Source organism: Nocardia brasiliensis ATCC 700358 (genome assembly GCF_000250675.2).
In the GTDB taxonomy this organism is placed as follows: Bacteria; Actinomycetota; Actinomycetes; order Mycobacteriales; family Mycobacteriaceae; genus Nocardia; species Nocardia brasiliensis_B.
On the sequence record NC_018681.1, the window covers coordinates 6736660 to 6761456 of the forward strand.

21 protein-coding genes and 1 pseudogene are annotated in these 24797 nt (G+C 68.4%); 12 read left to right on the plus strand and 10 right to left on the minus strand.

Translation table 11 applies throughout. From position 1 onward, the window contains the following. Nucleotides 1–87: 87 nt before the first annotated feature. Nucleotides 88–1056 (plus strand): sigma-70 family RNA polymerase sigma factor, encoded by a 969-nt coding sequence (locus O3I_RS29785; RefSeq protein ID WP_014986732.1) that lies wholly within the window; start codon nt 88–90, stop codon nt 1054–1056. Nucleotides 1057–1236: 180 nt separating this feature from the next. Here O3I_RS29785 and O3I_RS29790 read toward each other — a convergent pair whose 3' ends face one another. After that, nucleotides 1237–2256, minus strand: coding sequence for a hypothetical protein (locus O3I_RS29790; RefSeq protein ID WP_014986733.1), 1020 nt, complete (start codon nt 2254–2256; stop codon nt 1237–1239). Nucleotides 2257–2387: 131 nt separating this feature from the next. Between O3I_RS29790 and O3I_RS29795 the strand changes: the two genes are divergently transcribed. Beyond that, the gene (locus O3I_RS29795) at nt 2388–2993 is read left to right on the plus strand and encodes a TetR/AcrR family transcriptional regulator (RefSeq protein WP_014986734.1); all 606 of its coding nucleotides are present in this window, start codon (nt 2388–2390) and stop codon (nt 2991–2993) included. Between the two features lie 52 nt (nt 2994–3045). Here the strand turns inward: O3I_RS29795 and O3I_RS29800 are convergent, their stop codons facing one another. Together O3I_RS29800 and O3I_RS29805 are read right to left on the minus strand one after the other, a co-directional pair. Beyond that, nucleotides 3046–5718: a bifunctional GNAT family N-acetyltransferase/acetate--CoA ligase family protein gene (locus O3I_RS29800; protein WP_014986735.1), complete on the minus strand. Its 2673-nt coding sequence runs from the start codon at nt 5716–5718 to the stop codon at nt 3046–3048. Continuing rightward, entirely contained in the window at nt 5711–6979 is a 1269-nt protein-coding gene (locus O3I_RS29805; RefSeq protein WP_041564559.1) for an acetoin utilization protein AcuC, read from the minus strand. Before O3I_RS29805 ends, O3I_RS29800 begins: the two co-directional genes overlap by 8 nt. A 198-nt stretch (nt 6980–7177) precedes the next feature. Between O3I_RS29805 and O3I_RS29810 the strand changes: the two genes are divergently transcribed. Next, nucleotides 7178–7864, plus strand: coding sequence for a metal-dependent transcriptional regulator (locus O3I_RS29810; protein WP_014986737.1), 687 nt, complete (start codon nt 7178–7180; stop codon nt 7862–7864). A 3-nt stretch (nt 7865–7867) separates the two neighbouring features. Next, nucleotides 7868–8848, plus strand: coding sequence for a UDP-glucose 4-epimerase GalE (galE, locus tag O3I_RS29815; RefSeq protein WP_014986738.1), 981 nt, complete (start codon nt 7868–7870; stop codon nt 8846–8848). Between the two features lie 186 nt (nt 8849–9034). Here galE and O3I_RS29820 read toward each other — a convergent pair whose 3' ends face one another. Beyond that, on the minus strand, nt 9035–10996 hold the full coding sequence (locus tag O3I_RS29820) for a DUF4192 domain-containing protein (protein ID WP_237748154.1): 1962 nt from the start codon (nt 10994–10996) through the stop codon (nt 9035–9037). A gap of 138 nt (nt 10997–11134) precedes the next feature. Further along, entirely contained in the window at nt 11135–11842 is a 708-nt protein-coding gene (locus tag O3I_RS29830) for a sensor domain-containing protein (RefSeq protein ID WP_237748155.1), read from the minus strand. 238 nt (nt 11843–12080) lie between these two features. On the opposite strand from O3I_RS29830, the gene O3I_RS29835 reads away from it, so the two are divergent. The 4 genes from O3I_RS29835 to speD all read left to right on the plus strand — a co-directional run bounded on the left by O3I_RS29835 (nt 12081) and on the right by speD (nt 18088). Next, nucleotides 12081–13028, plus strand: a complete 948-nt coding sequence (locus O3I_RS29835) for a PAC2 family protein (protein WP_014986742.1) — start codon at nt 12081–12083, stop codon at nt 13026–13028. Nucleotides 13029–13063: 35 nt separating this feature from the next. Further along, complete coding sequence (locus O3I_RS29840) at nt 13064–15562, plus strand: DEAD/DEAH box helicase (RefSeq protein ID WP_014986743.1); 2499 nt, start codon at nt 13064–13066, stop codon at nt 15560–15562. Between the two features lie 172 nt (nt 15563–15734). Beyond that, on the plus strand, nt 15735–16847 hold the full coding sequence (locus tag O3I_RS29845; RefSeq protein ID WP_014986744.1) for a type III PLP-dependent enzyme: 1113 nt from the start codon (nt 15735–15737) through the stop codon (nt 16845–16847). A 38-nt stretch (nt 16848–16885) separates the two neighbouring features. After that, nucleotides 16886–18088, plus strand: coding sequence for an adenosylmethionine decarboxylase (gene speD, locus O3I_RS29850; protein WP_014986745.1), 1203 nt, complete (start codon nt 16886–16888; stop codon nt 18086–18088). 58 nt (nt 18089–18146) lie between these two features. Here speD and O3I_RS29855 read toward each other — a convergent pair whose 3' ends face one another. From O3I_RS29855 to O3I_RS29865, 3 genes are all read right to left on the minus strand, one after another. Further along, nucleotides 18147–18350 carry a tautomerase family protein gene (locus tag O3I_RS29855; protein ID WP_014986746.1) on the minus strand — a complete coding sequence of 68 codons (204 nt, stop codon included), beginning with the start codon at nt 18348–18350 and terminating at the stop codon, nt 18147–18149. Then, nucleotides 18350–19084, minus strand: coding sequence for an SDR family NAD(P)-dependent oxidoreductase (locus tag O3I_RS29860; protein ID WP_014986747.1), 735 nt, complete (start codon nt 19082–19084; stop codon nt 18350–18352). The genes O3I_RS29855 and O3I_RS29860 overlap by 1 nt, the downstream gene beginning before the upstream one ends. A gap of 76 nt (nt 19085–19160) precedes the next feature. Next, complete coding sequence (locus O3I_RS29865) at nt 19161–19751, minus strand: TetR/AcrR family transcriptional regulator (RefSeq protein ID WP_041562959.1); 591 nt, start codon at nt 19749–19751, stop codon at nt 19161–19163. 800 nt (nt 19752–20551) lie between these two features. On the opposite strand from O3I_RS29865, the pseudogene O3I_RS46560 reads away from it, so the two are divergent. Continuing rightward, nucleotides 20552–20716, plus strand: a pseudogene (locus tag O3I_RS46560) (DUF559 domain-containing protein); the annotation flags it as partial. 50 nt (nt 20717–20766) lie between these two features. On the opposite strand, the gene O3I_RS46565 reads toward O3I_RS46560, so the two are convergent. Both O3I_RS46565 and O3I_RS29875 read right to left on the minus strand, forming a co-directional pair. Then, the gene (locus O3I_RS46565; protein ID WP_014986749.1) at nt 20767–21240 is read right to left on the minus strand and encodes a gamma-glutamylcyclotransferase family protein; all 474 of its coding nucleotides are present in this window, start codon (nt 21238–21240) and stop codon (nt 20767–20769) included. A 495-nt stretch (nt 21241–21735) separates the two neighbouring features. Further along, the gene (locus O3I_RS29875) at nt 21736–22644 is read right to left on the minus strand and encodes a hydrogen peroxide-inducible genes activator (RefSeq protein ID WP_014986751.1); all 909 of its coding nucleotides are present in this window, start codon (nt 22642–22644) and stop codon (nt 21736–21738) included. Nucleotides 22645–22768: 124 nt separating this feature from the next. Between O3I_RS29875 and O3I_RS29880 the strand changes: the two genes are divergently transcribed. The 3 genes from O3I_RS29880 (at nt 22769) to O3I_RS29890 (ending at nt 24774) form a co-directional block, all read left to right on the plus strand. Beyond that, nucleotides 22769–23356, plus strand: coding sequence for a peroxiredoxin (locus O3I_RS29880; RefSeq protein ID WP_014986752.1), 588 nt, complete (start codon nt 22769–22771; stop codon nt 23354–23356). A gap of 54 nt (nt 23357–23410) precedes the next feature. After that, complete coding sequence (locus tag O3I_RS29885) at nt 23411–23950, plus strand: carboxymuconolactone decarboxylase family protein (protein WP_014986753.1); 540 nt, start codon at nt 23411–23413, stop codon at nt 23948–23950. Between the two features lie 149 nt (nt 23951–24099). Next, nucleotides 24100–24774: a PhzF family phenazine biosynthesis protein gene (locus tag O3I_RS29890; RefSeq protein ID WP_041562960.1), complete on the plus strand. Its 675-nt coding sequence runs from the start codon at nt 24100–24102 to the stop codon at nt 24772–24774. The last annotated feature ends 23 nt before the right edge of the window (nt 24775–24797 follow it).

The following is a 24797-nucleotide window of genomic DNA, read 5'->3' on the forward strand; positions in this document are numbered from 1 at the left end:
AGAGCGGTTTATCTCAGCCGAGACGGGGAACTTTCTCCCTGTCGGGTCCGTTGTTCGGAGTGAGACACCACCGACAGGAGGCAAGTCATGACAAGCCCCGCCACCACTCGTGTGCGCACCAGCGATCAGGACCTCGACGCCCAGAGCCCCGCAGCCGACCTGGTACGCGTGTACCTGAACGGGATCGGCCGCACCGCACTGCTCACGGCTGCCGACGAGGTCGAGCTGGCCAAGCGTATCGAGGCGGGCCTCTATGCCCAGCACCTGCTGGAGACCGGCAAACGACTGTCGGCCACCCGCAAGCGCGATCTGGCCCTCATCGTCCGCGAAGGCCAGGCCGCCCGGTCGCATCTGCTGGAAGCCAACCTCCGCCTCGTGGTCTCGCTCGCCAAGCGCTACACCGGCCGCGGCATGCCGTTGCTCGACCTGATCCAGGAAGGCAACCTGGGCCTGATCCGCGCCATGGAGAAGTTCGACTACGCCAAGGGCTTCAAGTTCTCCACCTACGCCACCTGGTGGATCCGCCAGGCCATCACCCGCGGTATGGCCGATCAGAGCCGCACCATCCGGCTGCCCGTCCACCTGGTCGAACAGGTGAACAAGCTGGCCAGGATCAAGCGTGAACTGCACCAGCAGCTCGGTCGCGAAGCCACCGACGCGGAACTGGCCAACGAGTCCGGTATTCCGGTCGACAAGATCTCCGATCTGCTCGACCACAGCCGCGACCCGGTAAGCCTGGACATGCCGGTCGGCAACGACGAAGAGGCCCCGCTCGGTGATTTCATCGAAGACTCCGAGGCCACCTCGGCCGAGTCCGCGGTGATCGCCGGCTTGCTGCACCACGACGTGCGCAGCGTCCTGGCCACCCTCGACGAGCGCGAACAGCAGGTCATCCGCCTGCGCTTCGGACTCGACGACGGCCAGCCGCGCACCCTCGACCAGATCGGCAAGCTGTTCGGGTTGTCCCGCGAGCGGGTCCGCCAGATCGAGCGTGAGGTCATGTCCAAGCTGCGCAAGGGCGAGCGGGCCGACCGCCTCCGTGCCTACGCCAGCTGACCCGATATGCCTGGTGCCGAACAGGTTTCGGCACCCGACGACGGCGCGTACCGTTGTCCGACCAGGTGACCCTCGGGGTCACCTTCCAGCGCCGGCCGGTGCCGCGCATCCCCGCCCCCTCCGGGAGTTCGCGCGAGCCGGTCGGCGCGAACTCCACTCCGCACGAGCCCGCCGATCCGCTCAGGATGCAGCGTAAAACGTTGCGAGCGTGGCGAATGCGGCTTTCGGCTCCCACGGCAGATCCGGATAGGTGTGTCCACCACCGGATTCGAAGGTCTTGACGATGCCGTAACTGGCCAAATCCAGGTCGTCGCGGGGGTCGCCGCCGGGGCGATGCACATGGTCATAGAGGGCGAAGACGAAGACGAACGTGGCGGCAACGCCCTCGGCGTCGAAAATCTCCAGTAGTTCGTTGACGTACGCGGCTTGACCCGCTTCGTCGCGTTCGTAGTCGCCCTTCAAGCGGACCGGGCCGCGTGAGTCGTATTCGACGATGTCCAGGCCCTGCGCACCGCGATCGCCCGCGCCACGATAGGTGGCGGAGCCGAATTCGGTGATGGCGACCGGTTTTCCGCACCCCACCAGCGCACGCACACCGTCCTGGAACCGATCCGCGACCTCCGCCGAGCGGTAGAGATCCACCGAGACGATGTCGAACAGCGACCAGTCGACGCGCTCGAATTGGATCGACGCATAGGTGACCGGGCCCTCGAACCGCTCCCGAACCACGGCGACCGCCTTGCCGAGCACCTCGTTGACGGCCTCGCCCGCCGCGCGCAGCCGCTCGGCCCGCCCCTCCGGTCGCAGCAACGCGGCCAGACGTTCCTCCACCGTGCCGCCGGGCAGGAAACCCGGTGCCATCAGGCTCAATTCGGCACCGGTGACGAACACCACCTCGGCACCGCCCCGCCTGATCCGCTCCGCACGGTCGGCGCAATCGGCGAACAACGCCAGCATCTCGTCCACGGACAATTCCAGCGGATACGGGGAGAACCACACGATCAAGCCGAGTTCGGCCGCGACCGTCGCGGCGAGTTCGAGACGTCCGGCATCGCCGCCGATCAGGCGTACCGCGTTGCAGTGCAAGTCGTCCCGGATGATGCGCAGCTCCCGCTCGACGATCACCGGATCGAATCGCGTGCGCGAGAACTTTCCGTCACGCAGAAACCCGGTGTCGTAACTGATGCCTTTGACCCGCATGGGAACCACCCTTTCGATATTTAAGGTACATCAAGTACCCTAATCATCGATTCGCCTGTCAGGCAAGTGAGTTATTTAAGGTACGATTATGCGGATCGAGGCACGAAGGTCAGCGGCGAGGGAGGACAGGGATGCGGCAGCCACAGGAGCAGCCGACGCGGCGCCGGGGCGCGGCCCTGGAGGAAGCGCTGTTGCGCGCGGCCGCGGACGAACTGCTCGAATCCGGATACGCCGGACTCACCATGGACAAGGTCGCGGTCCGCGCGGGCACCAACAAGAACGCCCTGTACCGGCGCTGGCCGAATCGGCTAGCGCTCGGCATCGCCGCCTACCGGCAGCTGACCACGGCGGTGCAGGCGCCCGACACCGGCTCACTCCGGGAAGACGCGCTGAGCCTGCTACGTGGCGCCAACCGCCACTGGAGTTCCCCGCTCGGCGGCATCCTCCGCGACCTCATGGCCGCGGCCGGTGGTGCCGCCGAACTCCTGTCCCAGTTGCCCGATCAGTCCGGCGACGCCACCACCGCGCTCTGGCTCACCGTCCTGGGCCGCGCCGTCGCCCGCGGCGAAGCGGCCCCCGAGGCCCTGCACCCCCGCGTCGCCACCGTCGCAATCGTCCTGCTGCGCAACGAGTTCGTCACCCGCGGCGTCCCCACCGCCCCCGACGACATCCTCGTCGAAATCGTCGACGAGGTCTTCCTCCCCCTCATCCGGCACCGCAGTCCGTCGCAGACCTGACCCCGGCCGCGGCTCGACGCGACGACCGGGTGTCGCAGCGTGGCTCGACGGGTCAGCCGAGGCGGCGGGGGCCGGTGTCGAAGCGGCTGGGTTCGGGGCCGATGCGGCCTCGGGCGTACAGGATTTCGGCGGAGTTGGTGGAGGCCAGGACCGGGTCGAAGGCCAGTTCGCGCATTTCGGGGAGGTCGTCGAAGAGGGCCGAGATGCGTTGGGCCAGTTCGGCCAGCGCGGCCTTGTCGACTCGCGGGCTGGCCGGGGTGCCGGAGAGCAGCGGTGCCGCGCGCGGGGCGTCGATGAGCGCGGTCGCCTCGTCGGCGGTCAGCGGTAGCGCACGGTAGGCCCGGTCCCCGAGAAGTTCGATGATCAAGCCGGAGAGGCCGAATTCGATGACCGAGCCGAATGACGGATCGTCCTGCACTCGCAACACACAGCCGACACCTTTGGTCGCCATCTTCTGAATGTGCTGCACCGGATCGCCGCACAGTTCGGCGAGATCGGCGTAACCCTGCCGCACTGCCTCCGGCGTCCACAGATCCAGCCGCACACCGGTGAGGTCCGGCCGCCGCCGCCACATTTCGCCGGTCGCTTTGGCCGCCACCGGATAGCCGAGTTCCTGAGCGGCCGCGACGGCCTCCTCGGCACTGCGCACCTCCCGGAACTCCACGACGGAAATGCCGTAGCAGTCGAGCAGTTCGACGGTTTCCAGGTCCGTGAGCCTGCGACCGCCGGAATCGGCCATCCACTGTGCCACCAGCCCGCGCGCCCGCTCGGTATCGATCCGATCCGGACGCTGCACCGGCGACACCGGCCGGTTACGCCATTGCGCGTAACGCCGGACCCGGGCCAGAGCGCGCGCGGCCCGCTCCGGGTCGGGATAGCTCGGAATCGAGCCACGGACCGCGGCGGCGCCCTGCCCGCGCACGGCGAGCAGGTTCGGAATGCCTTGTTCGGCAATGAAGGTCGTCAGGATCGGCTTGCCCGCGTCGGGCACGGCGGCGGCCGCCGCCCGGATCGCGTCGGCGAACCCGGCCATCGGGACCGGCACCGGCGGCGCGAAAACCACCAGCACGGAATCGATCTCGTCGGACCGCAAGGCCGCGACGGTGGCGTCGAGGTAAGACCCCGGCGTCGCCTGCGGGCCCAGGTTCACCGGATCCCCGACGGCCAGCCCTTCGGACTGCGCGGCATCGACCGCCAGCCAGTTCAACGCCGCGCTGTTGCCGACCACCGCCAAGCGGGAACCGCCGGGCAGTGGCTGATAACCCAGCAGCGCGGCGCAGTCGAACAGCTCCGAAATGGAGTCGACCTGCACGATGCCCGCCTGCGCGAACAGGTCTCGCACGATCGAGCGATCCATGTCCCCGCCCGGCTGCGCGGCGTGCCTGCCGCTGCTCACCGCGACGATCGGCTTGGTCCTGGCCACCCGGCGGGCGATGCGGGAGAACTTGCGCGGGTTACCGAACGACTCCAGGTAGAGCAGGACCACGTCGGTATCCGGGTCGGTGTCCCAGTACTGCAGCAGGTCGTTGCCGGAGACATCGGCGCGGTCGCCCGCCGACACGAATGTCGACAGGCCCAGATTCCGAGCCGCGGCCTCACCGAGGATGGCCGCGCCCAGCGGACCCGACTGACAGAAGAAGCCGATCCGTCCCCGGCCGGGCAGCACCGGCGCCAGGGTCGCGTTCAGCGCCACCGCGGCATCGGTGTTGGCGATGCCGAGCGCGCTCGGCCCGACCACCCGCATGCCGTGTCCCCTTGCCGCGGCGACCAATTCGCGTTCGGCGGTGCCGCCGCCCACACCGGTCTCGTCGAAGCCGGCGGTGAGCACGACGAGTCCCTTGACCCGCTTGGCCATGCAGTCGTCGAGTACCGCGGCGATCTCGCCGGGCGGCACCGCGACCACCGCGAGATCCACCTCGTCCGGGATCTCCCGCACCGTCGCGTAGGCGCGCACGCCGCGCACCGAGCGGCGATTCGGATTCACCGGGAACACCGGCCCCTGGAACACCCCGGACAGCAGGTTGTGCAACACCGCGCCGCCGACCCGGCCCGCACTCGGCGTCGCGCCGATCACCGCGACCGAACGCGGCGTGAGCAGATTGCCGACACTGCGGGCCTCCGAGGCGCGCTCGCGCGAATCCCGCACGGACAGCAGCGCTTCGGTGGGATCGATGGCGAACTCCAGGTGCAGCACCGAACCGTCCCTGCTGCGCTCCACCTGATAGCCCGCATCGCGGAACACCGTCACCATGGTGGTGTTCTCGGCGAGCACCTCGGCGACGAACGTCTCGATCTTGTTCTCGGCGGCGGCACCGGCCAAGTGCTCCAACAGGATCGAACCGAGCCCGCGTCCCTGATGCTCGTCGGCCACCACGAACGCGACCTCGGCGGCGCGCCGCCCCACCCGATCGAGCAGTTCGTAGCGGCCGACCGCGACGATCGCCGTGCCGAGCACCAGCACCAGGCCGACCCGGTCGTGATAATCGACGTGGGTGGTGCGATAGAGGTCCTTCGGTGAAATCCGCGGGTACGGACCGAAGTACCGCAGATACCGGGTGCGATCGGAGAGCGCGCCGTGGAATTCCTGCAACCGTTCCGCGTCGTCGGGCGTGATCGGCCGCAGCCGCACCACCCCGCCGTCGGAGGCGAGGACGTCGGCGAACCAGTGCTGCGGTGGCGGAGGCGGGACCGCCGGGGTGTCCGGTGTGTCGGCGGGGTCAGTCACGAGGGTCCTCCGGATCCAGGCCGAGCAGTCCGAAACTCGCTCGGCGGGTGGCAAGCACGGCCGTGTCGACGGCGCGTTGGGCGCGGTCGAGGCGCGCGTCCCCAGTCTCCCCCGTGCCGCCGGGGCCATCCCACGGGTGGTAGTCGATGTCGCCGCCGTCACCCATGGTGCGCGGCGGATCCGCCTGGGGCGCCGCGGCTCGGACCAGATCGATCCAGTCCTGCGGAATCGCGGTGTCCGGCGCTATGGTCCGGTCCAGCGCGGTGGCCAGCAGATGTGTCCACGCGCGCGGCACCACCCGGACCAGTCCGTAGCCGCCACCCCCGACCGCGAGCCAGCGCCCCTCGGCATAGTGGTCGGCCAGGTCACGCATCGCACGGAAGGCGGCGCGCTGACCGTCCACCGTGAGCTCGAGATCGGCCAGCGGATCCTCGCGATGGGTGTCCACACCACACTGGCTCACCACGATCTGCGGCCGGAACGCCGCCACCGCGCCGGGCACCACCGCGTGGAAACCGCGCAGCCACTGGGCATCTCGGGTGCCCGGCAGCAACGGGAGATTGATCGAGGAGCCTTCCCCGGCACCGGCCCCGGTCTCCTCCGGCCACCCGGTGTTCGGCCACAGCGTCGCCGGATGCTGGTGCACCGAGATGGTGAGCACCCTGGGGTCGCCGTAGAACGCGCGCTGCACGCCGTCGCCGTGGTGCACGTCGACGTCGAGATAGGCGATGCGATCGAAGCCGTGGTCGAGCAGCCAGGAGATGGCCACGGCCGCATCGTTGTAAACGCAGAACCCCGCCGCCGAGTCGGCCATCGCGTGATGCATGCCACCGCCGATGCTCACCGCCCGGTTGCTGCGCCCCTCCGCGATCGCCCGTGCCGCGGCCAGGGTGCCACCCACGATCACCGACGCCGCCTGATGCATGCCGGGGAACACCGGATTGTCCGGCGACCCCAGGCCGTACGGCGGCGCGAGCGGGGCGCCTTCGGGTGCCACAGCGTGCTCCACCGCGTCGATATAGGCCGGGGTGTGGATGCGCAGCAGGTCGGCGCGCTCGGCCGCGGCCGGCGCCAATAGTTCGACACCGTCGAGTAATCCGAGACTTTCGGCGAGCGCCATGGTGAACTTCAGACGCGCCGGTTTCATCGGATGCTCCGGAGTCCAGGTGTAGTCGAGGAACCGGTCGGTCCAGACGACGGTTCCGGTGCTGCGCTCTGCGCCGGGTGGCGCCGGGTGTTCGCTGCGCGGTGCAGTGGCCATGGTCGCCACGCTACGCGGGAAGGTACCGACCCCGTTGAACGTTGCTATGCAGTAGAAATACAAGCAAGTGCGATAACGGCGGCTCGCCGTGCGCCGACCGGAATTCCGCAGTGCCGCGTCCGATGCGGCGCGACACCATCCGGCGCACGGTCGTGTCGCTGTGCGTAGGTAGAATTCGTGCCGACGAAGGGGTAACAGGTGAAGGATCTTGTCGACACCACGGAGATGTATCTCCGTACCATCTACGACCTCGAGGAGGAGGGCGTGGTGCCCCTGCGCGCCCGGATCGCCGAGCGCCTCAAGCAGAGTGGACCGACGGTGAGCCAGACCGTCGCGCGGATGGAGCGCGACGGCCTGCTGCTTGTCGCCGGAGACCGCCACCTGGAGCCCACCGAGAAGGGCCGCAGCATGGCGATCGCCGTGATGCGCAAGCACCGCCTCGCCGAGCGCCTGCTCGTCGACATCATCGGCCTGGACTGGCAGAACGTGCACGCCGAGGCCTGCCGCTGGGAACACGTGATGAGCGAGGACGTCGAGCGCCGCCTGGTCGAGGTGCTCAACCACCCCACCACTTCCCCCTACGGCAACCCGATTCCCGGCCTGGACGAGCTCGGCATCGTGCCGCCGACCTCCGCCGAGGAGACCCTGGTCCGGCTGACCGACCTGCCGCACGGCCAGGTGCACGCCGTCGTCGTGCGCCGGCTCGCCGAGCACATCCAGACCGATCCCGAGGTCATCGGCCAGCTGCGCGAGGCGGGCGTGGTGCCCGATGCCCGCGTCACGGTGGAGAACAAGCCGGGCACCGTCGTCATCACGGTGCCGGGTCACGCGGGTTTCGAACTGTCCGACGAGATGGCGCACGCCGTCCAGGTGAAGCTGGTCTGATCCGTGAAACTTCTGGTCACTGGTGGTGCCGGGTATGTCGGCGGCGTGTGCGCGCAAGTGCTGCTCGAGGCGGGGCACGAGGTCGTCGTCGTCGATGACCTGTCCACCGGCAACGCCGACGGTGTCCCCACCGCGGCCCGCTTCGTCGAGGGTGATGTGGCGCAGGCCGCGCCCGCGCTGCTCGCCGCCGAAACCTTCGACGGTGTGCTGCATTTCGCCGCGCAGTCGCTGGTCGGCGAGTCGGTGCAGCAACCGGAGAAGTACTGGCACGGCAATGTGGTGAAGACCTTCGAGTTGCTCGAGGCGATGCGCCACACGGGCACACCACGATTGGTGTTCTCCTCCACCGCCGCGGTGTACGGCGAACCGGAGCAGGTGCCGATCACCGAGGACGCCCCGACCCGGCCGACCAACCCGTACGGCGCGTCGAAGCTCGCCATAGATCACGCCATCACCTCCTATGCGATCGCGCACGGGCTGGCGGCGACCAGCCTGCGCTATTTCAATGTCGCCGGCGCCTACGGTGGCCTCGGCGAGAACCGGGTGGTGGAAACACATCTCATTCCGCTGGTGTTGCAGGTCGCGCTCGGGCACCGCAAGGCCATCTCGGTATTCGGCACCGACTGGCCGACGCCCGACGGCACCGCCGTGCGCGATTACATCCACATCCGTGACCTCGCCCAGGCCCATCTGCTGGCGTTGACCAGCTCCGAGGCGGGCACGCACCGCGTATACAACCTCGGTAGCGGCACCGGTTTCTCGGTCCGCGAGGTGATTTCGGCCTGCGAACGCGTCACCGGCCTGCCGATCGCCGCCCAGGACGCGCCGCGCCGCCCCGGCGACCCGGCCACCCTCATCGCCTCCAGTGCCCGCGCCGTCGCCGAACTCGGCTGGCAGCCCGAGCACAACGATCTGGACGAAATCGTTTCCGACGCTTGGACATTCCTCCAGTCACTCGGCTCCCGCGCGCACAGCGCCGAGTAGCCCGCGGGACCGAGCCCCCGCCGGCACGACTGGCCCGAGTGCCGGATCACGGCACCGGTCACGATCGCCCCACACGCCGTGCTGCCCCGGCGGCAGCACGGCGCACTCCCCGACCGCCCCGGCACCGGATCCGCCGGCATCCCGCACCTCGACCCCGGACCGCGAATCATGAACCGCGGCAGGGCTTCACATCGGGGGTTCGCCGAGGTCTATGCCGAGGTCCGCGGCGGCGTGGTAGCCGCTGCGCGCCAGGCGGCGCATCTGTTCCGGACGCATACCGAGCGACAGCGACGTCTCCAGCAGCAACGCCATGGGGTGGTCGGGATCCGCGGTCAGTGCCGCCTCCAGCGCGATCCCAGCCAGTGGACCGTCGCCCCTGGCGTAGGCGCTGTAACCGAGCAGGGCGGCGGCCTCCGCGCGGTCTCGTCCCCGCAACGCCCTGGTCAGGACGGCCCACAGTGCTTCGGCAGCGGCGGCGTGGTCGCCGACCGCGAGCGCGAACATAGCGTCCCGCACGGACCGATCACGCAGTGCGGCAGCGAGTTCGGCCAGTTCCCGGGCCATCGGCTCGTTGTCGGATTCGAGGTTGGCGACCTGCCACAGCACGTATTCCAGGGCTTGCCTGCTGTAGGCGTCCGGCTCGCCGCGGCGCACCGCCCGGGCGTACCGATCGCGGGCGATGGCGAGCGCGGTGTCCAGCAGCGCGGCGACCTCCTCCTGGAGGGCAACGTCCTCGGTCACCAGCGCGACCAGCTCCGCACGGGAGCCGAGAACCGGCCGCCCGTCGAGCACCTGCGACAGCGCCACCGCGGAGGTGGCCGGATCCGCCAGCAGCCCACTGCGTTGCATGCCGAACAGGCTCCACCACCGCTCACCCGGCCGGATCGCCCGCACGGCCCAGGCGCCAGCGAGCGCGATGTCCTGAGCGGCGAGGCGCCGGGCGAGTGCAGCGACCAGCATGTCGAATCGCCCTATGCCGCAACGCTCGACGATGTCGGAGCCGCATTGATCCGGTTCGACGGATCGATCGTCGACCACCACCGCGAGCACCTCGGCGACATCGTCGTGCGCGGACACCTGCGCTACGCATCGCGCCACCTGTTCGGCGCGCAGCCGCCCGCGCCCACCCTCCTGGTCCAGGTCGAACCGCATGACCGCGTCGATGATCGCGCCGTCGTCGCGATCCGGCACCGCCCGCAGCACGAGCACGACGAGCGAGCGCTCCGGCGCGAACCCGATCATGGCGGGCACCCCCGCGATCAGATCCCCCGGCTCGTCCACGTGCACGACACACTCCGGCGTCTCGACACCGAAAGGTGGTGCGGGCTCGGCACAGACCAGGGCGAGATCGGCCTCGATATCCGCCGCCCAGTCCGCTCCCTCCGAGTCCGCGGCCCGGTCGCACCCCACCACGGCCTCGCGGCCCACCACGGCCTCGCGCCCCGCCAAGTCCTCGCCCACCGCCGGCACTCGCGCCGGCGGCACACTTTCGTGCTGCTCGACGTCGGCCAGGCCGTCGCCCACCTCGGCCGCTACCGTGCCGATCCCGGCAGCATGCACATCGGACTCGGCACCGCTACTTCGAGACCAACTGGCCGCCAACCGGTTTCGCTCAACGGCCGCGTCGGCGCACTGATCCCCGCCCAGGACCGCCTCATCCACGTGGGACCGCCGTTCCTCACCACCTGCCGCGCGCACGCCTGCCTCCACGGCGCACTGATCACCACCCGGCACCAACTCGTCCGCACGGGACCGAGGGTTCCCGTCACCTGACATGCTCACGTCTGCCTCGACAGCGCACTGATCCGCGCCCAGCACCAACTCGTCCGAGCGGGACCGAGAGTCCTCACCACCCGCCACAGACGCGCTTTCGTCCCGCGCGCCCGCCACCGCGCAATCGTCCGGCTGCACACACGTCCCAGCTCGCGCACAGTCGTCCGGGCGCACGCATTCGGCCGAGCGCACGGCGGCGTCCGGCACCGGCCGCCGCTGCAGGAAACTGCACGAGCGCAGCGCGACAGCGAGACTCACCGGCGCACGAGAGGTACTGCTGCGCAACGTGGGACGGGAGCAAGGCCCACCGGGGACGCCGCCGGACGACGAATCGGACGCCAGGACGGTGAGGTACGGGTTCACGGGAGTGGTCATGGCAGCGAGCCTGCCCGCGAGCCCCACCGAATGACCCACGCCGACCAGGCGATTCACCGCGCCTGTGGATTCCGCCGAATTGTGGACAACCGCACGCACCGCTGCCGCGCGGGCGGTCCCGCTTGTCACCGGACCGTGCTACGACCCCTGTTCGACCCGGTGGGCGGTCGTCACGAACAGCTCGTTCACCGCCGCCGTATCCGGCTCGGACGCGGAAAAGGACAGATACGTCACGGTGATTCGCACATCACCGATCTGCCCGGTCACCGCCCGCATCGTCTGCGTCAAACCGGCACCCGCGACGTCCGGCAGGACCGTCCGCCGCAATCCCAGCGCATCCTCGGCCTCGGACGCCGGCGCCGCGACGAGTTCGGTCGTCACCGTCGTCCCGGCCCCGCTCTGGTTCACCCGCATCGACCGGCACTGCATCAGTTGACTGCGCAACGCCGCCAGCGGCTGGCGCGTGCGTGCCAGCTCGACCGTGACGGTGGCCCGGGTGGCGTCGTCGGTGCCGACCGCGACGGCCCGCTGGTCGGCGCCGAATTTCGGTTCCGGCGGTGCGCATTCCGGTGGCTGCACCGCGGCGCCGCGCCCGACGCCGGTGAGGTCCCCCGCGGCCTGCGCTGCGGCTTCCGGCGGCAGCACCACGGCCGGGTAGCGCTGCGGGAACTGCGCCGGTTCGGGCAGCAGCGCGGCCAGCGGGCCGCTGATCTGGCGGGTCACCGACGTCTGCTCGGCCGATACCGGATGTCCGGTCACGCTCGACCCGCAGCCGGCGAGTAGCACCGCACACGCCGCGGGCATGGCGAAGCGCACCCGCTTGCGCGTCGAATCCGCCACAGTCACCCGATCCACTGTGCCAAACTCCCGGTGCCCACCCGGTGTGCCACGCCGCGCGCCGGGAATGCGCGGCACACCGGAGCTGTTGGCTCGTCGTATGGGTCGGTGTCCGACCGTGCACGGTGGCGGTCACCGGCATGGGGGACAATGGACATGGTCCCGTCCCGGTCGGCCGCTCTCGAACGACCTCCGTGTCGAGCGCCGAGTGTCACCGGTGCAGGAACCGCGCAGGAAGGAGTACGCGATGGAGCACGAGTCGCGAATGTACGAACTGGAGTTCCCCGCTCCGCAGCTGTCGTCCGACGATGGCGCCGGTCCCGTCCTGGTGCACGGGCTGGAAGGCTTCACCGATGCCGGGCACGCGGTGCGGCTGGCCACCACGCACCTGCGCGAGAGTCTCGAAAGCGAACTGGTTGCCTCGTTCGATGTGGACGAGCTGCTGGACTACCGCTCCCGCCGCCCGCTCATGACCTTCAAGACCGACCACTTCTCCGAGTACGCCGAGCCGGAGCTGAACCTCTGGGCCCTGCGCGATACGGCCGGCACACCGTTCCTACTGCTGGCGGGCATCGAACCGGATCTGCGCTGGGAGAAGTTCACCACCGCGGTGCGCCTGCTCGCCGAACAGCTCGGCGTGCGCCGCAGCATCGGCCTCAGCGCCATCCCGATGGCGATCCCGCACACCCGTCCGCTCGGCGTGACCGCGCACTCCTCGGACCGCGATCTGATCCCCGAGCATCAGCGCTGGCCGGGCGAGTTGCAGGTGCCGGGCAGCGCATCCTCGCTGCTGGAGTACCGGATGGCCCAGCACGGTCACGAGTCGGTGGGCTTCTCGGTGCACGTGCCGCACTATCTGGCCCAGACCGCGTACCCGGAAGCGGCCCAGACGCTGCTGGAGAACGTCGCCGACAACGCGGGTCTCGACATCCCGCTCGCCGCGCTCGGCGAGGCCGCCGCGCGCGTGCGCGAACAGGTCAACGAGCACATCGCGGGCAACTCCGAGGTGGAGACCGTGGTGCACGCGCTGGAACGCCAGTACGACAGCTTCGTCAGCGCGCAGGAGCGGCAGTCGAGCCTGCTCGTCGGCGACGGCGAGCTGCCCAGCGGTGACGAGTTGGGCGCCGAGTTCGAACGGTTCCTCGCCGAACAGGGCGGCTACGAGGGCGGCCCCGAAACAGACGAGCAGCGGTAACAAGGTTCCGCACACCGGCACGTAGGGTGTGCGGAGTGGATTTGACCGAGCTGCTGGAGATACCGGGAACCGACGCCGACGCGTTGTACGAGTCCTTCGGGGCTTGGGCCGCCGAGCAGGGCACCCCGCTGTATCCGGCGCAGGACGAGGCGCTGCTCGAATTGGCGTCGGGTTCCAACGTCATTCTCGCGACGCCGACCGGTTCCGGTAAGTCGCTGGTCGCCGTCGGTGCTCACCTCATCGCGCTCACGCAGGGCAAACGCACGTATTACACCGCCCCGATCAAGGCGCTGGTCAGCGAGAAGTTCTTCGCGCTCTGCGACGTGTTCGGCGCCGAGCGGGTCGGCATGGTCACCGGTGACGCCGCGGTCAACGCCGACGCCCCCATCATCTGCGCCACCGCCGAGATCCTCGCGAACCTCGCCTTGCGCGAGGGCGCGGCCGCCGATGTCGGCCAGGTCGTGATGGACGAGTTCCACTTCTACGCCGACCCGGATCGCGGCTGGGCCTGGCAGGTCCCGCTGCTCGAACTGCCCCGCGCGCAGTTCCTGCTGATGTCGGCGACCCTGGGCGAGGTCGATTTCTTCGCGAAAGACCTCGAGCGCCGCACGGGCCGGTCGACGGCGGTCGTCGCGGGCACGGAACGTCCGGTACCCCTGACCTTCTCGTACGCGCGCACGCCCATCACCGAGACCCTGGAAGAGCTCGTCACCACCCACCAGGCGCCGGTGTACGTGGTGCACTTCACCCAGGCCGCCGCGCTCGAACGGGCACAGGCACTCACCAGTGTGAACTTCGCCACCCGGGCCGAAAAAGACGCCATCGCCACGGCGTTGGGCGAGTTCCGGTTCGCGTCCGGTTTCGGCAAGACGCTTTCGCGGTTGATCCGGCACGGCATCGGCGTGCATCACGCGGGCATGCTGCCGAAGTACCGCAGGCTGGTCGAACGACTCGCGCAGGAGGGACTGCTGAAGGTCGTCTGCGGTACCGATACCTTGGGCGTCGGCATCAATGTGCCGATCCGCACGGTGCTGCTGACGGGGCTCACCAAGTACGACGGTGTGCGCACGCGCAGGCTGAAAGCCCGTGAGTTCCATCAGATCGCGGGCCGCGCCGGGCGCGCGGGCTACGACACCATGGGCACCGTCGTGGTCCAGGCACCCGAGCACGAGGTGGAGAACACCCGGCTGCTCGCCAAGGCGGGCGACGATCCCAAGAAACAGCGAAAAGTGGTGCGCCGCAAGCCGCCCGAGGGTTTCGTCTCGTGGAGCGAGGAGACCTTCGACCGGCTGATCGCGGCCCAGCCCGAGCCGATGGTCTCGCGCTTCACCGTGACGAACTCGTTGCTGCTCAACGTGATCGCGCGCCCGGGCAACTGTTTCGACGCCATGCGGCACCTGCTCGAGGACAACCACGAACCGCGTCCCGCGCAGCGCAAACACATCCTGCGCGCCATCCGGCTCTACCGCGCGCTGCGCGACGCCGGGGTGGTGCAGCAGCTCGACGAGCCGGACGCGCAGGGCCGGCGCGCCCGGCTCACCGTCGACCTGCAACGCGACTTCGCGCTGGACCAGCCGCTGTCACCGTTCGCCCTGGCCGCCTTCGACCTGCTGGACAAAGACGCGCCCGGCTATACCCTCGATGTGGTGTCCCTCATCGAATCCACGCTCGAGGATCCGCGCCAGCTGCTGATGGCTCAGCAGCACAAGGCGCGCGGTGTGGCGATCAACGAGATGAAGGCCGACGGCATCGAGTACGACGAGCGGATGGAACTGCTCGAAGAGGTCACCTGGCCCAAGCCGCTGGCCGAGCTGATCGAGCCCGCCTTCGAAACCTATCGCGCCGGGCATCCCTGGGTGTCGGAGTTCGCTCCGTCGCCCAAATCGGTGGTGCGGGACATGATCGAACGATCGATGACCTTCGCCGAGTTGATCTCGTTCTACGAGCTGGCGCGCTCGGAGGGTGTGGTGCTGCGCTATCTCGCCGACGCCTACCGCGCGCTGCGCCGCACCGTGCCGGATGCCGCGCGGACCGAGGAACTCGAGGACATCACCGAGTGGCTGGGCGAACTCGTCCGGCAGGTCGATTCGAGCCTGCTCGACGAATGGGAGCAGCTCACCAACCCCGGCGCCGAGACCGATGCCGAGCAGCTCGCCTTCGGCGCGGAGACGGTCCGGCCGATCTCGGCGAACGAGCGCGCCTTCCGCGTGATGATCCGCAACGCCATGTTCCGCCGTGTCGAACTGGCGGCGTTGCGCCGCTGGGATCTGCTCGACGAGCTCGGCACCGGCCCGGACTGGGCCGCCGAATTGGCACCGTATTTCGCCGAATACGAGCGCATCGGCACCGGCCCGGATGCGCGCGGACCGCAACTGTTCCAGATCGAACGAAGACCCGGATTCTGGCAGGTGCGTCAGGTTCTCGACGACCCGGCGGGCGACCACGGCTGGTCGATCGTCGCGTTGGTGGACCTGGCCGAGTCCGATGCCGCCGGTGAGATCGTCTTCGATGAACTCACGGTGTCCGCGGGCTGATCCGCACTGCCGCTCGGCTCCGAACTCTACAGAATCCATACAGGTCATCGACTACTTCGCGCCGCTTTTCGAGGGCAGAGTCGACCTGTGGTCACCATGAGGTTTGACGGATTCGTTTCTGGGTAGGGGCCGCTGCTACTCTTCCCGCTGCCGCCGAAGCGAAAGATCAACTATGCCCGAATCACCGTTCCTTGTCATCTACCCCGAGCGAGTGCGCGAGAACTACCGCGCGCTCCGCGCCGCCATGCCCGCGGCACGAATTCGCTTCGCGGTCAAGGCAAGCCCGGTGCCGGAGTTGATCCACGTGCTCGACGAGGAAGGCGCCGAGTTCGATGTCGCCAGCATCGGCGAGATCGAGCTGTGCCTCGCGCTGGGCGTCGAGCCGCAGACGCTCTGCTACGGCAACCCGATCAAGAAGGCCGCCGACATCGCCCGCGCCTACGCGCTGGGCGTGCGCCGCTACGCCTTCGACACCGAGGACGACCTGCTGCGCATCGGGCAGCACGCGCCGGGCGCGGAGGTCGAATGCCGTTTCCTCGCTTCGGCTCCCGAGTCGCGCACCCCGTTCGGCACCAAGTTCGGCTGCGCGCCCGGCGAGGCGCTGCGGCTGCTGGTCCGGGCGCGTGATCTCGGGTTGACGGTGGCGGGCCCCTACTTCCACGTCGGCTCCCAGCAGCTCGACCCGAACGCCTGGCGGATCGGCGTCGAACAGGCGGGCCACATCGTGCAAGCCTTGGCCGACAAGGATATTCACGTCTCCTCGGTGAATATCGGCGGCGGCCTGCCGATCGCGTACGCCGACCCGGCGCCCGCGCTCGACGAGATCGCCTCGGTGGTCGGCGCCGCCGTGGCCGAATACCTGCCCGCCACCGCCGGTTTGGTGGTCGAGCCCGGCCGCGCGCTGGTCGGGTCGGCGGGTGTCATCCACGCCGAGGTCGTCGGCGTGCGCATCGCGCCGGACGGCCGGCGCTGGGTGTATCTCGACATCGGCCGCTACAACGGCATGGCCGAGACCGAGAACGAGTACATCGCCTATCGATTCGTCACGGATCGGGATGGCGACCCTGTCGACGAGGCAGTGGTGGCTGGTCCGACCTGCGACGGAGACGATGTACTGTATCAACGCACGCGGGTCCTGTTACCGACCACGTTGCGAGCCGGTGATCGCATCCAGATCCTCGACACCGGCGCCTATACCGCGAGTTATTCGTCGGTGTCCTTCAATGGTTTTCCGCCCTTGACCGTGCACGTCTCGGGCGCTGAGCCAACCCGCCCCGCCGGCTGACGCCGGCTGCCAACCCCTAGGCGAGAGTGAGTATGCCCATGACGGCAGATTTCACCGGCTGGCATGTGCTGGCCGAGTTCGGTGGTGTCGACGCGGCCCTTTGCGACGACCTCGAACAACTCGAATCGGCGTTGCGCGAGTCTTTGATCGCCGCGGGCGTCACCATCTGCGATGTCGTACACAAGAAGTTCGATCCGCAGGGGGTGACTGTCCTCGCGCTGTTGTCGGAGTCTCACGCCTCGATTCACACCTATCCCGAGTCCGGCGACATCTTCGTCGACGTCTTCACCTGCGGCAGTATCGGCGCCGGCGCGTCGAAGGCCGTCGAACTCCTGCGAGACAAGCTCTCTCCCAAGGACGTTCGCATGCAGGTGATCCGCCGCGGGCACGGTTCGCAGCGGATCGAGGAGCCGGTCGGCGCGGGCCTGACCCGCATCTGGGACCTGCACGAGGTGATCGTCGACACCCGTACTCCGTTCCAGCACATGGTGATCGCGCGGACCGAGCAGGGCATCAGCCTGTTCTCCGACGACGATCGTCAGTCCACCGAGTTCTCCCAGCTGACCTATCACGAGGCCATGATGGTGCCCGCCTTCGTGCTCGCCGAGAAGCTGGACAAGGTGCTGATCATCGGCTCCGGTGAGGGCGTGGCCAGTCAGATGTCGGTCGCCGCGGGCGCGACCCTGGTCGATCACGTCGACATCGACCAGCTCGAGGTCGAGCTGTGCGCCGAGCACCTGCCCTACGGCTACACCGGCGACGAGCTGGCCGCCGCGGTCAAGGGCGAAGGCCCGGTCAAGGTGCACTACGCCGACGGCTGGGACTTCCTCGCCGACGCGGCGCAGGCGGGCACCCGCTACGACGTCATCGTGATCGACCTGCCCGACGAGCGGGTGGAGGACGCGCAGCACAACCGCCTGTACGAGTCGGAGTTCCTGTCCCGATGTCGGGCGCTGCTCGCGCCCGGTGGCGTACTCACCGCGCAGGCGGGCTGCGCGACCATGTGGCGCAACGAGACGCTGAAGCGCTCCTGGGCTCGGTTCCACGAGCAGTTCGGCACCGTCGTCCAGTACGGCAGCGACGAACACGAGTGGACCTTCCTGTTCGGCCTGAACGAGCGTATCGACGATCCGGTCCAGGGCATGACCGATCGTCTGGTCACCCTCCCCTACCGCCCCGAGACCATCGACGCTCGCGCGTTGGTCCGCGGCGCGATCGAACCGCACGCGCTGCGCGTGTAGCTCGTCGCGAATGCCCCACCGGCCGGGAAATCCGTTGGCCGGTGGGGCATTCGGCTGTTCAGAACCGGCTGCGCCGGTACTCCTCGACGTCGACGCCGCCCACACCCCAGTTGGCGAGTGCGACTTCGTCGATCACCACGAACGTGGTGGCCGGGTCCTTGCCGAGAACATCGCGCAGCAGTTCGGTCACCCCGGCGATCAGCCGGGACTTCTGCTCCCGGGTGACGCCCTCGTCGGTGACCTTGATGTTGACGTAGGGCATCAGGCGGCCCGCCCCGAGAGGTAGCCGCCGTCGACGGGGAAGATGTGCCCCGTGGTGAACTCGGCGTCGGCGAGATACAGCACGGCGGCGGTGGTTTCGGCGACCTCGCCGATCCGGTTCAGCAAAGCCAGCCGGGCAGAAGCGGATTCGTCGCCGTCACCGAAGAGCGGGGTGCGGATGACGCCCGGGGCGACAGCGTTGACGCGGATGCGGTCGGCGGCGAGTTCGGCGGCCAGGCTGGTGGTGAGCGCGTGCACACCGCCCTTGCTGACCAGGGCGGCGGAGGCGGGCAAGCCGGCCAGCGCGTGCTCGACCAGCACGGTCCCGATGTTCACGATGCTGCCGCCCGTCTGCTGCTCGCGCAGCCGGCGGACCACCGCCTGGGTCGTGAAGTAGGTGCCCTTGAGGTTGCCGTCGAGATAGCTGTCGAGTTCCGCCTCGGTGACGTCCACGAACGGCGTCGCACCGAAGATGCCCGCGTTGTTCACCAGCACGTCCACCCCGCCGAACCGGTCGACGGCCGTGCGCACCAGCGCCGAACCTGTTGCGGGGGAACCGATATTGCCCGCGACGGTCGCCACGTTGGCTGGGGCGCCGAGGCTCGCGGCAACCTCGGCGAGCTTGTCCGCGTCGCGGCCGTTGAGTACGACATTGTCGCCGCGCGCGACGAAAGCGCGCGCGATGTCCTGTCCGATCCCGCTGGAGGATCCCGTCACGATCACCGTCTTGGTCATGTTCTTCCTCATCTCTCGATACGACCGGTCGTCTTGGAATGGATGCGCCGAAACCACCGGGGTTTTTCGCGGCCCGTCAGGGTCGGAAGTAGTCGTCCAGCAGCCGGTTCAGGCATTTGTGCAGCGGATCGAGCGTCCGGTCGATCTTCATCCGGATCACCGCGCCCTCCCACGATTCGAGCAGCAGATCGGCCAGCTCGGTCGCGTCGATATCGGCGCGGATCTGCCCCGCCGCCTGTGCCGCGCGCAGCTGCTCGGCGACCCGATCCCGCCACGCGCCCCACGCGTTCGACAGCGACTCCCGCAGCAGCTCACTGCCTTCCAGCTCGCCGCCGAGATTCGCGATCAAGCAGCCGCCGGTGAAATCCGCCGCGACGAACTCGTCCATCAGACGGCCGAAGAACGCGCGCAACCCGCTGATCGGATCCGGCGCCGCACCGAACGCCTCGGTCAGGTTGCGCTGCACGCACAGCGAGTGATGCTCGATCACCGCCCGCCCGAAACTCTCCTTGCTGTCGAAATAGTTGTAGAACGACCCCTTGGGCACCCCGACCTTGTCCAGCACCTGCTTGATCCCGGTCCCGTGGTACCCACTGCTCAAGAACCCCGCAGCCCCCTCCTCCACCAGCAGCTGCCGAGTATCTCCACTCCGTCGAGGTCGCGCCATGCGCCCAATATACGACCGGTCGTCTACAAACGCCAATTCGACTGGACACACGATCACGAGGAACTGGTGGCGGCATCGCCCGAGAAGGCTCCGCCACCAGTTCCCCTCACCGAAACTGTCGGCCCCCAGGGGCATAGTGCAGGCCCATGGGGGCACTCGACGAACCGTTTCCAGGATCTTGGGCCTTGGCCGCAGGGCTGATTTCACGATGGGAACTCCGGCACAACTTCGTGCGGGTGTTCCCGGATGTCTACATACCCAAGGGATGCACGCTCGACGCGGCGGGGCGTGCCCGCGCGGCGGCACACTGGGCAAAGGGTTCCGGCACCCTGATCGGACTCTCCGCCGCGGCGCTGCACGGCGCTCTGTGGCTCGACCCACATGAGCCCGCGGAAATCGCACGGCCTACACACTGCAAGCCACCCACGGGGATTCGCGCCGTCCGCACGGTGCTCGACCCCGCCGAGTGCTGCGAAATCGATGGCTTCCAACTGACTACGCCGGCAAGAACAGCGTTCGACATCGGTCGCGGATCGAGTCGCGACCATGCTGTACCGCTCCTCGATTCACTCTGCCGGGCAACAGGGGTGACGCCCTCGGAGGTCGAGTCCATGGTTCGCGCGCACCCCGGTGTACGCGGTGCCGCTCGCTTGCCGCAGATACTGGGACTACTCGACGGTGGCGCGGAATCTCCACCGGAATCGCATACGCGAATGCTGCTGATCGATGCTGGGCTACCGCGCCCCACAACACAACTGGTTGTCCGTGATCCCTATGGGTCTTTCGTCGCTCGGGTCGATATGGGATGGGAACCTTGGCACGTCGCCGTGGAATACGACGGCACCCAACACTGGACCGACCCCGCGCAACGAACTAAAGACATAGACCGCATAGCGACACTGGAGTCGCTGGGATGGCGTGTCGTACGGGTCAACGCGACGCTCTTACGCCACCGCCCACACGTGATCTCCGATCGAGTCTGTGCCGCGCTTCGCTCTCATGGTTGGACGAATGATCAGGGGGAACTGGTGGCGGCATCGCCCGAGAGCTCCCCGCCACCAGTTCCTCCTGATCGTTCGTCCAGCATCGCGCGGCACCAGGCGCGGGTGTGCACGACGAAGGAGGCCAGGTGGGTGCGGGCGAAGGTGGGGGCGTCCCAATTGTCTTGTGCGACAGGGCCGGTCCATAGGTAGGTCCAGGGGGTGGCGGGTGGGTGCGGTAGGGGGATGGGGCAGAGGTCGTATTCGTCGTCTTCGAAGGTGTCGAGGATGTGCCACTCCGCCGCGGTGAGACCGGTGACGAGGACTCCGGGGGCCACGGCGTCGGGGTGTGGCACCAAACCGGGGTAGAGCAGGCCGGGCAGTGCGGCGGCCCGCCAGCCGACCGCGACGGCCGGTGTGAGTGTCGGTATGCGACCGAGCAGCACCTCGAGCATCTCCGGGAACTGCAATGTCCCGTACGCGAACAGCGCATGCCCAGCACCGTTCACCGCAGACAGTCGACCAGCTCCGGCAGCACGCAACCCCATGCAGGGATCGTCACCCGCGTCCGCCCTCCGCGCCAATCGAATCAGTCCACATGCGGCAGCAGTGCAGCTCCGGCATTCCACGAATCCCATGGAGAGATCGCCTCCCCCATCCACGCTCCGCGCCAATCGAATCGGTCCACATGCGGCAACAACGCGGTTCGCGCGGCGAGGCGGCACACGCTGATCGCCGCCGACATCAGAAGCCCGATCGATGTCGGACGCCGCATCGGTGTCGACCGGTGTTCCTGGCCAGCCCCTCGGGCAATGCAGCGACGGGAGCCCTGAACACAAGCATTCGGCGGCTGGGCACAGCATTCGTCGGGACCGCAGGCCTTGCATCGACCAGTCACCAGGATCGTCGGCTGCGCGCACTCGACGGAAGCTCGGTTTGCGCCCCTCGCCGATCGAGGAGGCAAAAACGCTGGACCGCAGAGGCTTTCAGGGGATCGATGCGGACTAGGCCGGACGCTGGGTGCGGATGATGGCGGCCAGGTATTCGTAGTCGTCAGCTCGGGCGGTCGAGGTGCGGTAGGCGAGGCCGATGGTGCGGCCCGGGGCGGGGGTGGCGAAGTGGGCGGTATCCAGTGTGCCGCGGGCGGTTTCGGCGGCGACGGCCATCTCCGGGATGAGGGTGACGCCGAGACCGCCGGCGACGCATTGCACCACCGTCGCCAAGGACGCGGCGCGGGTATCGCCGACCGCCGCCGGATGGATCTCCGCGGACCGGCACACATCCAGGGTCTGGTCGCGCAGGCAGTGCCCTTCGTCGAGCAGCAGCAGCGGCAGCGAGTCCAGCACCGAAGGCACGAGATCCGTCCGCCCGGCGAGTTCGTGACCGCGCGGGGTCACCAGCACGAATTCTTCGGTGTACAGGGGTATTTCGACCAGACCGGGCAGATCGGCCGGTAACGCGAGCAGCGCGACGTCGAGCACGCCGGTGCGCAACCCGTCCAACAGCCGTGCGGTCTGATCCTCGATCACCTGCGGGTGGAGCGCGGGTAACTTCTTGCGCAACTCCGGAAGAAGGCCGGGTAGCACATACGGGGCAACCGTCGGGATGATGCCCATCCGCAGCGACCCGCCGAGCCCGCCTCCGGTCGCCGAGGCGACGAACCGGTCCGCCGCCTCGAGGGTCGCCATCGCCTTGGGCAGCAAGCGCATCCCCGCCGCGGTGACGAGCACACGCCGCGTGCTGCGCTCGATCAACTGCAGCCCCAACCCGTGTTCGAGGGCCGCGAGCGCCTGCGATAGCGTGGGCTGGCTCACACGGAGCCGCGCTGCGGCAGTGCCGAAGTGGCGGTATTCCGCGACCGCTACGAACGCACGCAGCTGTGACAGGGTCGGCTGATAAGTCTGATCGGTCACGGCTATCAGTGTAGTGCGACTGATCACCTTTACCTTTCACCAGCCCTTCGGCAAGATCGAACGGGAGCTTTTCTGCTTTTCTGCACAGTGCTAGCAAACCCACCCAGAACTGAGGAGATTAGGCATGGCCTTGCTGACCATCGGCGACCAATTCCCGGCATACAACCTCACCGCCGTCATCGGCGGTGACCTGTCCAAGGTCGACGCTCAGCAGCCTGACGATTACTTCACCACCATCACCAGCGACGATCACGCGGGCAAGTGGCGCATCGTGTTCTTCTGGCCGAAGGACTTCACCTTCGTGTGCCCGACCGAGATCGCCGCGTTCGGCAAGCTCAACGAGGAATTCGCAGACCGCGACGCGCAGGTGCTCGGCGCCTCCGTGGACAACGAGTTCGTGCACTTCCAGTGGCGGGCCCAGCACGAGGATCTGAAGACCCTGCCGTTCCCGATCCTGTCGGACCTCAAGCGCGAATTGGCCACCGCCACCGGCGTTCTCAACGCCGACGGCGTCGCGGACCGGGCCACCTTCATCGTCGACCCGAACAACGAGGTCCAGTTCGTCTCGGTGACCGCGGGTTCGGTCGGCCGCAACGTCGACGAGGTGCTGCGGGTGCTCGACGCGCTGCAGTCCGACGAGCTGTGCGCCTGCAACTGGAAGAAGGGCGATCCGACCATCAACGCGGGCGAACTGCTCGCCGCGAGCGTCTGACGCAACGCTGCGCAGAACTACGAAACTCAGTGAACCAGAGAAGGATTAAGGCATATGAGCATTGAGAACCTGAAGAACTCCCTCCCCGAGTACGCCAAGGACCTCAAGCTCAATCTGTCATCGCTCGCGCGCACCACCGTGCTGAACGAACAGCAGCTGTGGGGCACCCTGCTGGCGTCGGCGGCCGCGACCCGGTCGGCGACCACGCTGCGCGAGATCGCCGAGGAAGCCGCCGATGTGCTGTCCGAGCAGGCGTACAACGCCGCGCTCGGCGCCGCGTCGATCATGGGCATGAACAATGTCTTCTATCGCGGCAAGGCGTTCCTCGACGGACGCTACGACGACCTGCGGGCCGGTCTGCGGATGCAGATCATCGGCACGCCCGGGGTCGACAAGGCCGATTTCGAGCTGTGGTCCTTCGCGGTCTCCTCGATCAACGGCTGCCAGCACTGCCTGGAAGCGCACGAGCACACGCTGCGCGAGGCGGGCGTGTCCCGTGAGGTGATCTTCGAGTCGCTGCGTGCGGCCGCGATCGTCGCCGGAGTCGCCCAGGCTGTGCAGTCGACCGAAGCGCTGGCCGGCGCCACGGTCTGATCTCTCGGCTACCGGAGGCCGCCGTTTCGCTCACCGAAACGGCGGCCTTCTTGTCCGCAGACCATTGACCAGCATCTATTCGCGACAGAACGCGTGGTGTGCATCACGCGACCGGTCCCTGTCGCCGGTGCCGAGTAGGCTCGGCGCTCATGGGGACACAGGTAGATGTTGTGCGAGTGTTCACCGACAGCGCGGGGCGTTTCGGTAACGAGCTGGGTATCGCGCGAGCCGCCGATATGGCCGCCACCGAGCACCAGGCGCTCGCCGCCAAGGCCGGATACAGCGAGACCGTGGTGGTCGAGGACGCGGTGAACGGCGTCGCCAGGATGCGGATCTACACGCCGACCGTCGAATTGCCTTTCGCCGGGCACCCCAGTGTGGGCACCGCCTGGTGGTTCGCCGAGCACCACACCCCGATCGAGCGACTCGAGGTCCCGGCCGGGCCCGTCGCGGTGGAGCTCGCCGAGGGGCTCACCTGGATCACCGCCCGCGCGGCGTGGACACCGAACTTCACCTTCCACGAACTGCCCGACGCCGAGGAACTCGCCGCGCTGCGACCGGACGACTTCACCGGCGGCCCGCACTATCTGTGGACCTGGACCGACCAGAACCGCGGGACGTTGCGGTCGCGCATGTTCGCGCCCACCCTCGGGATCGCAGAGGACGAGGCGACCGGTGCCGCCGCCGTCGCCATCACCGCCCAGCTGCGCCGCAGCCTGATCATCACCCAGGGCCAGGGTTCACAGCTCTTCACCGGCTGGGACTCCGACGGCTGGGTCCGCCTCGGCGGCCGCGTAGTCGCCGACCAGGCCGTGGAGATCTGAACCGCAACCCCTCGGCACGAACG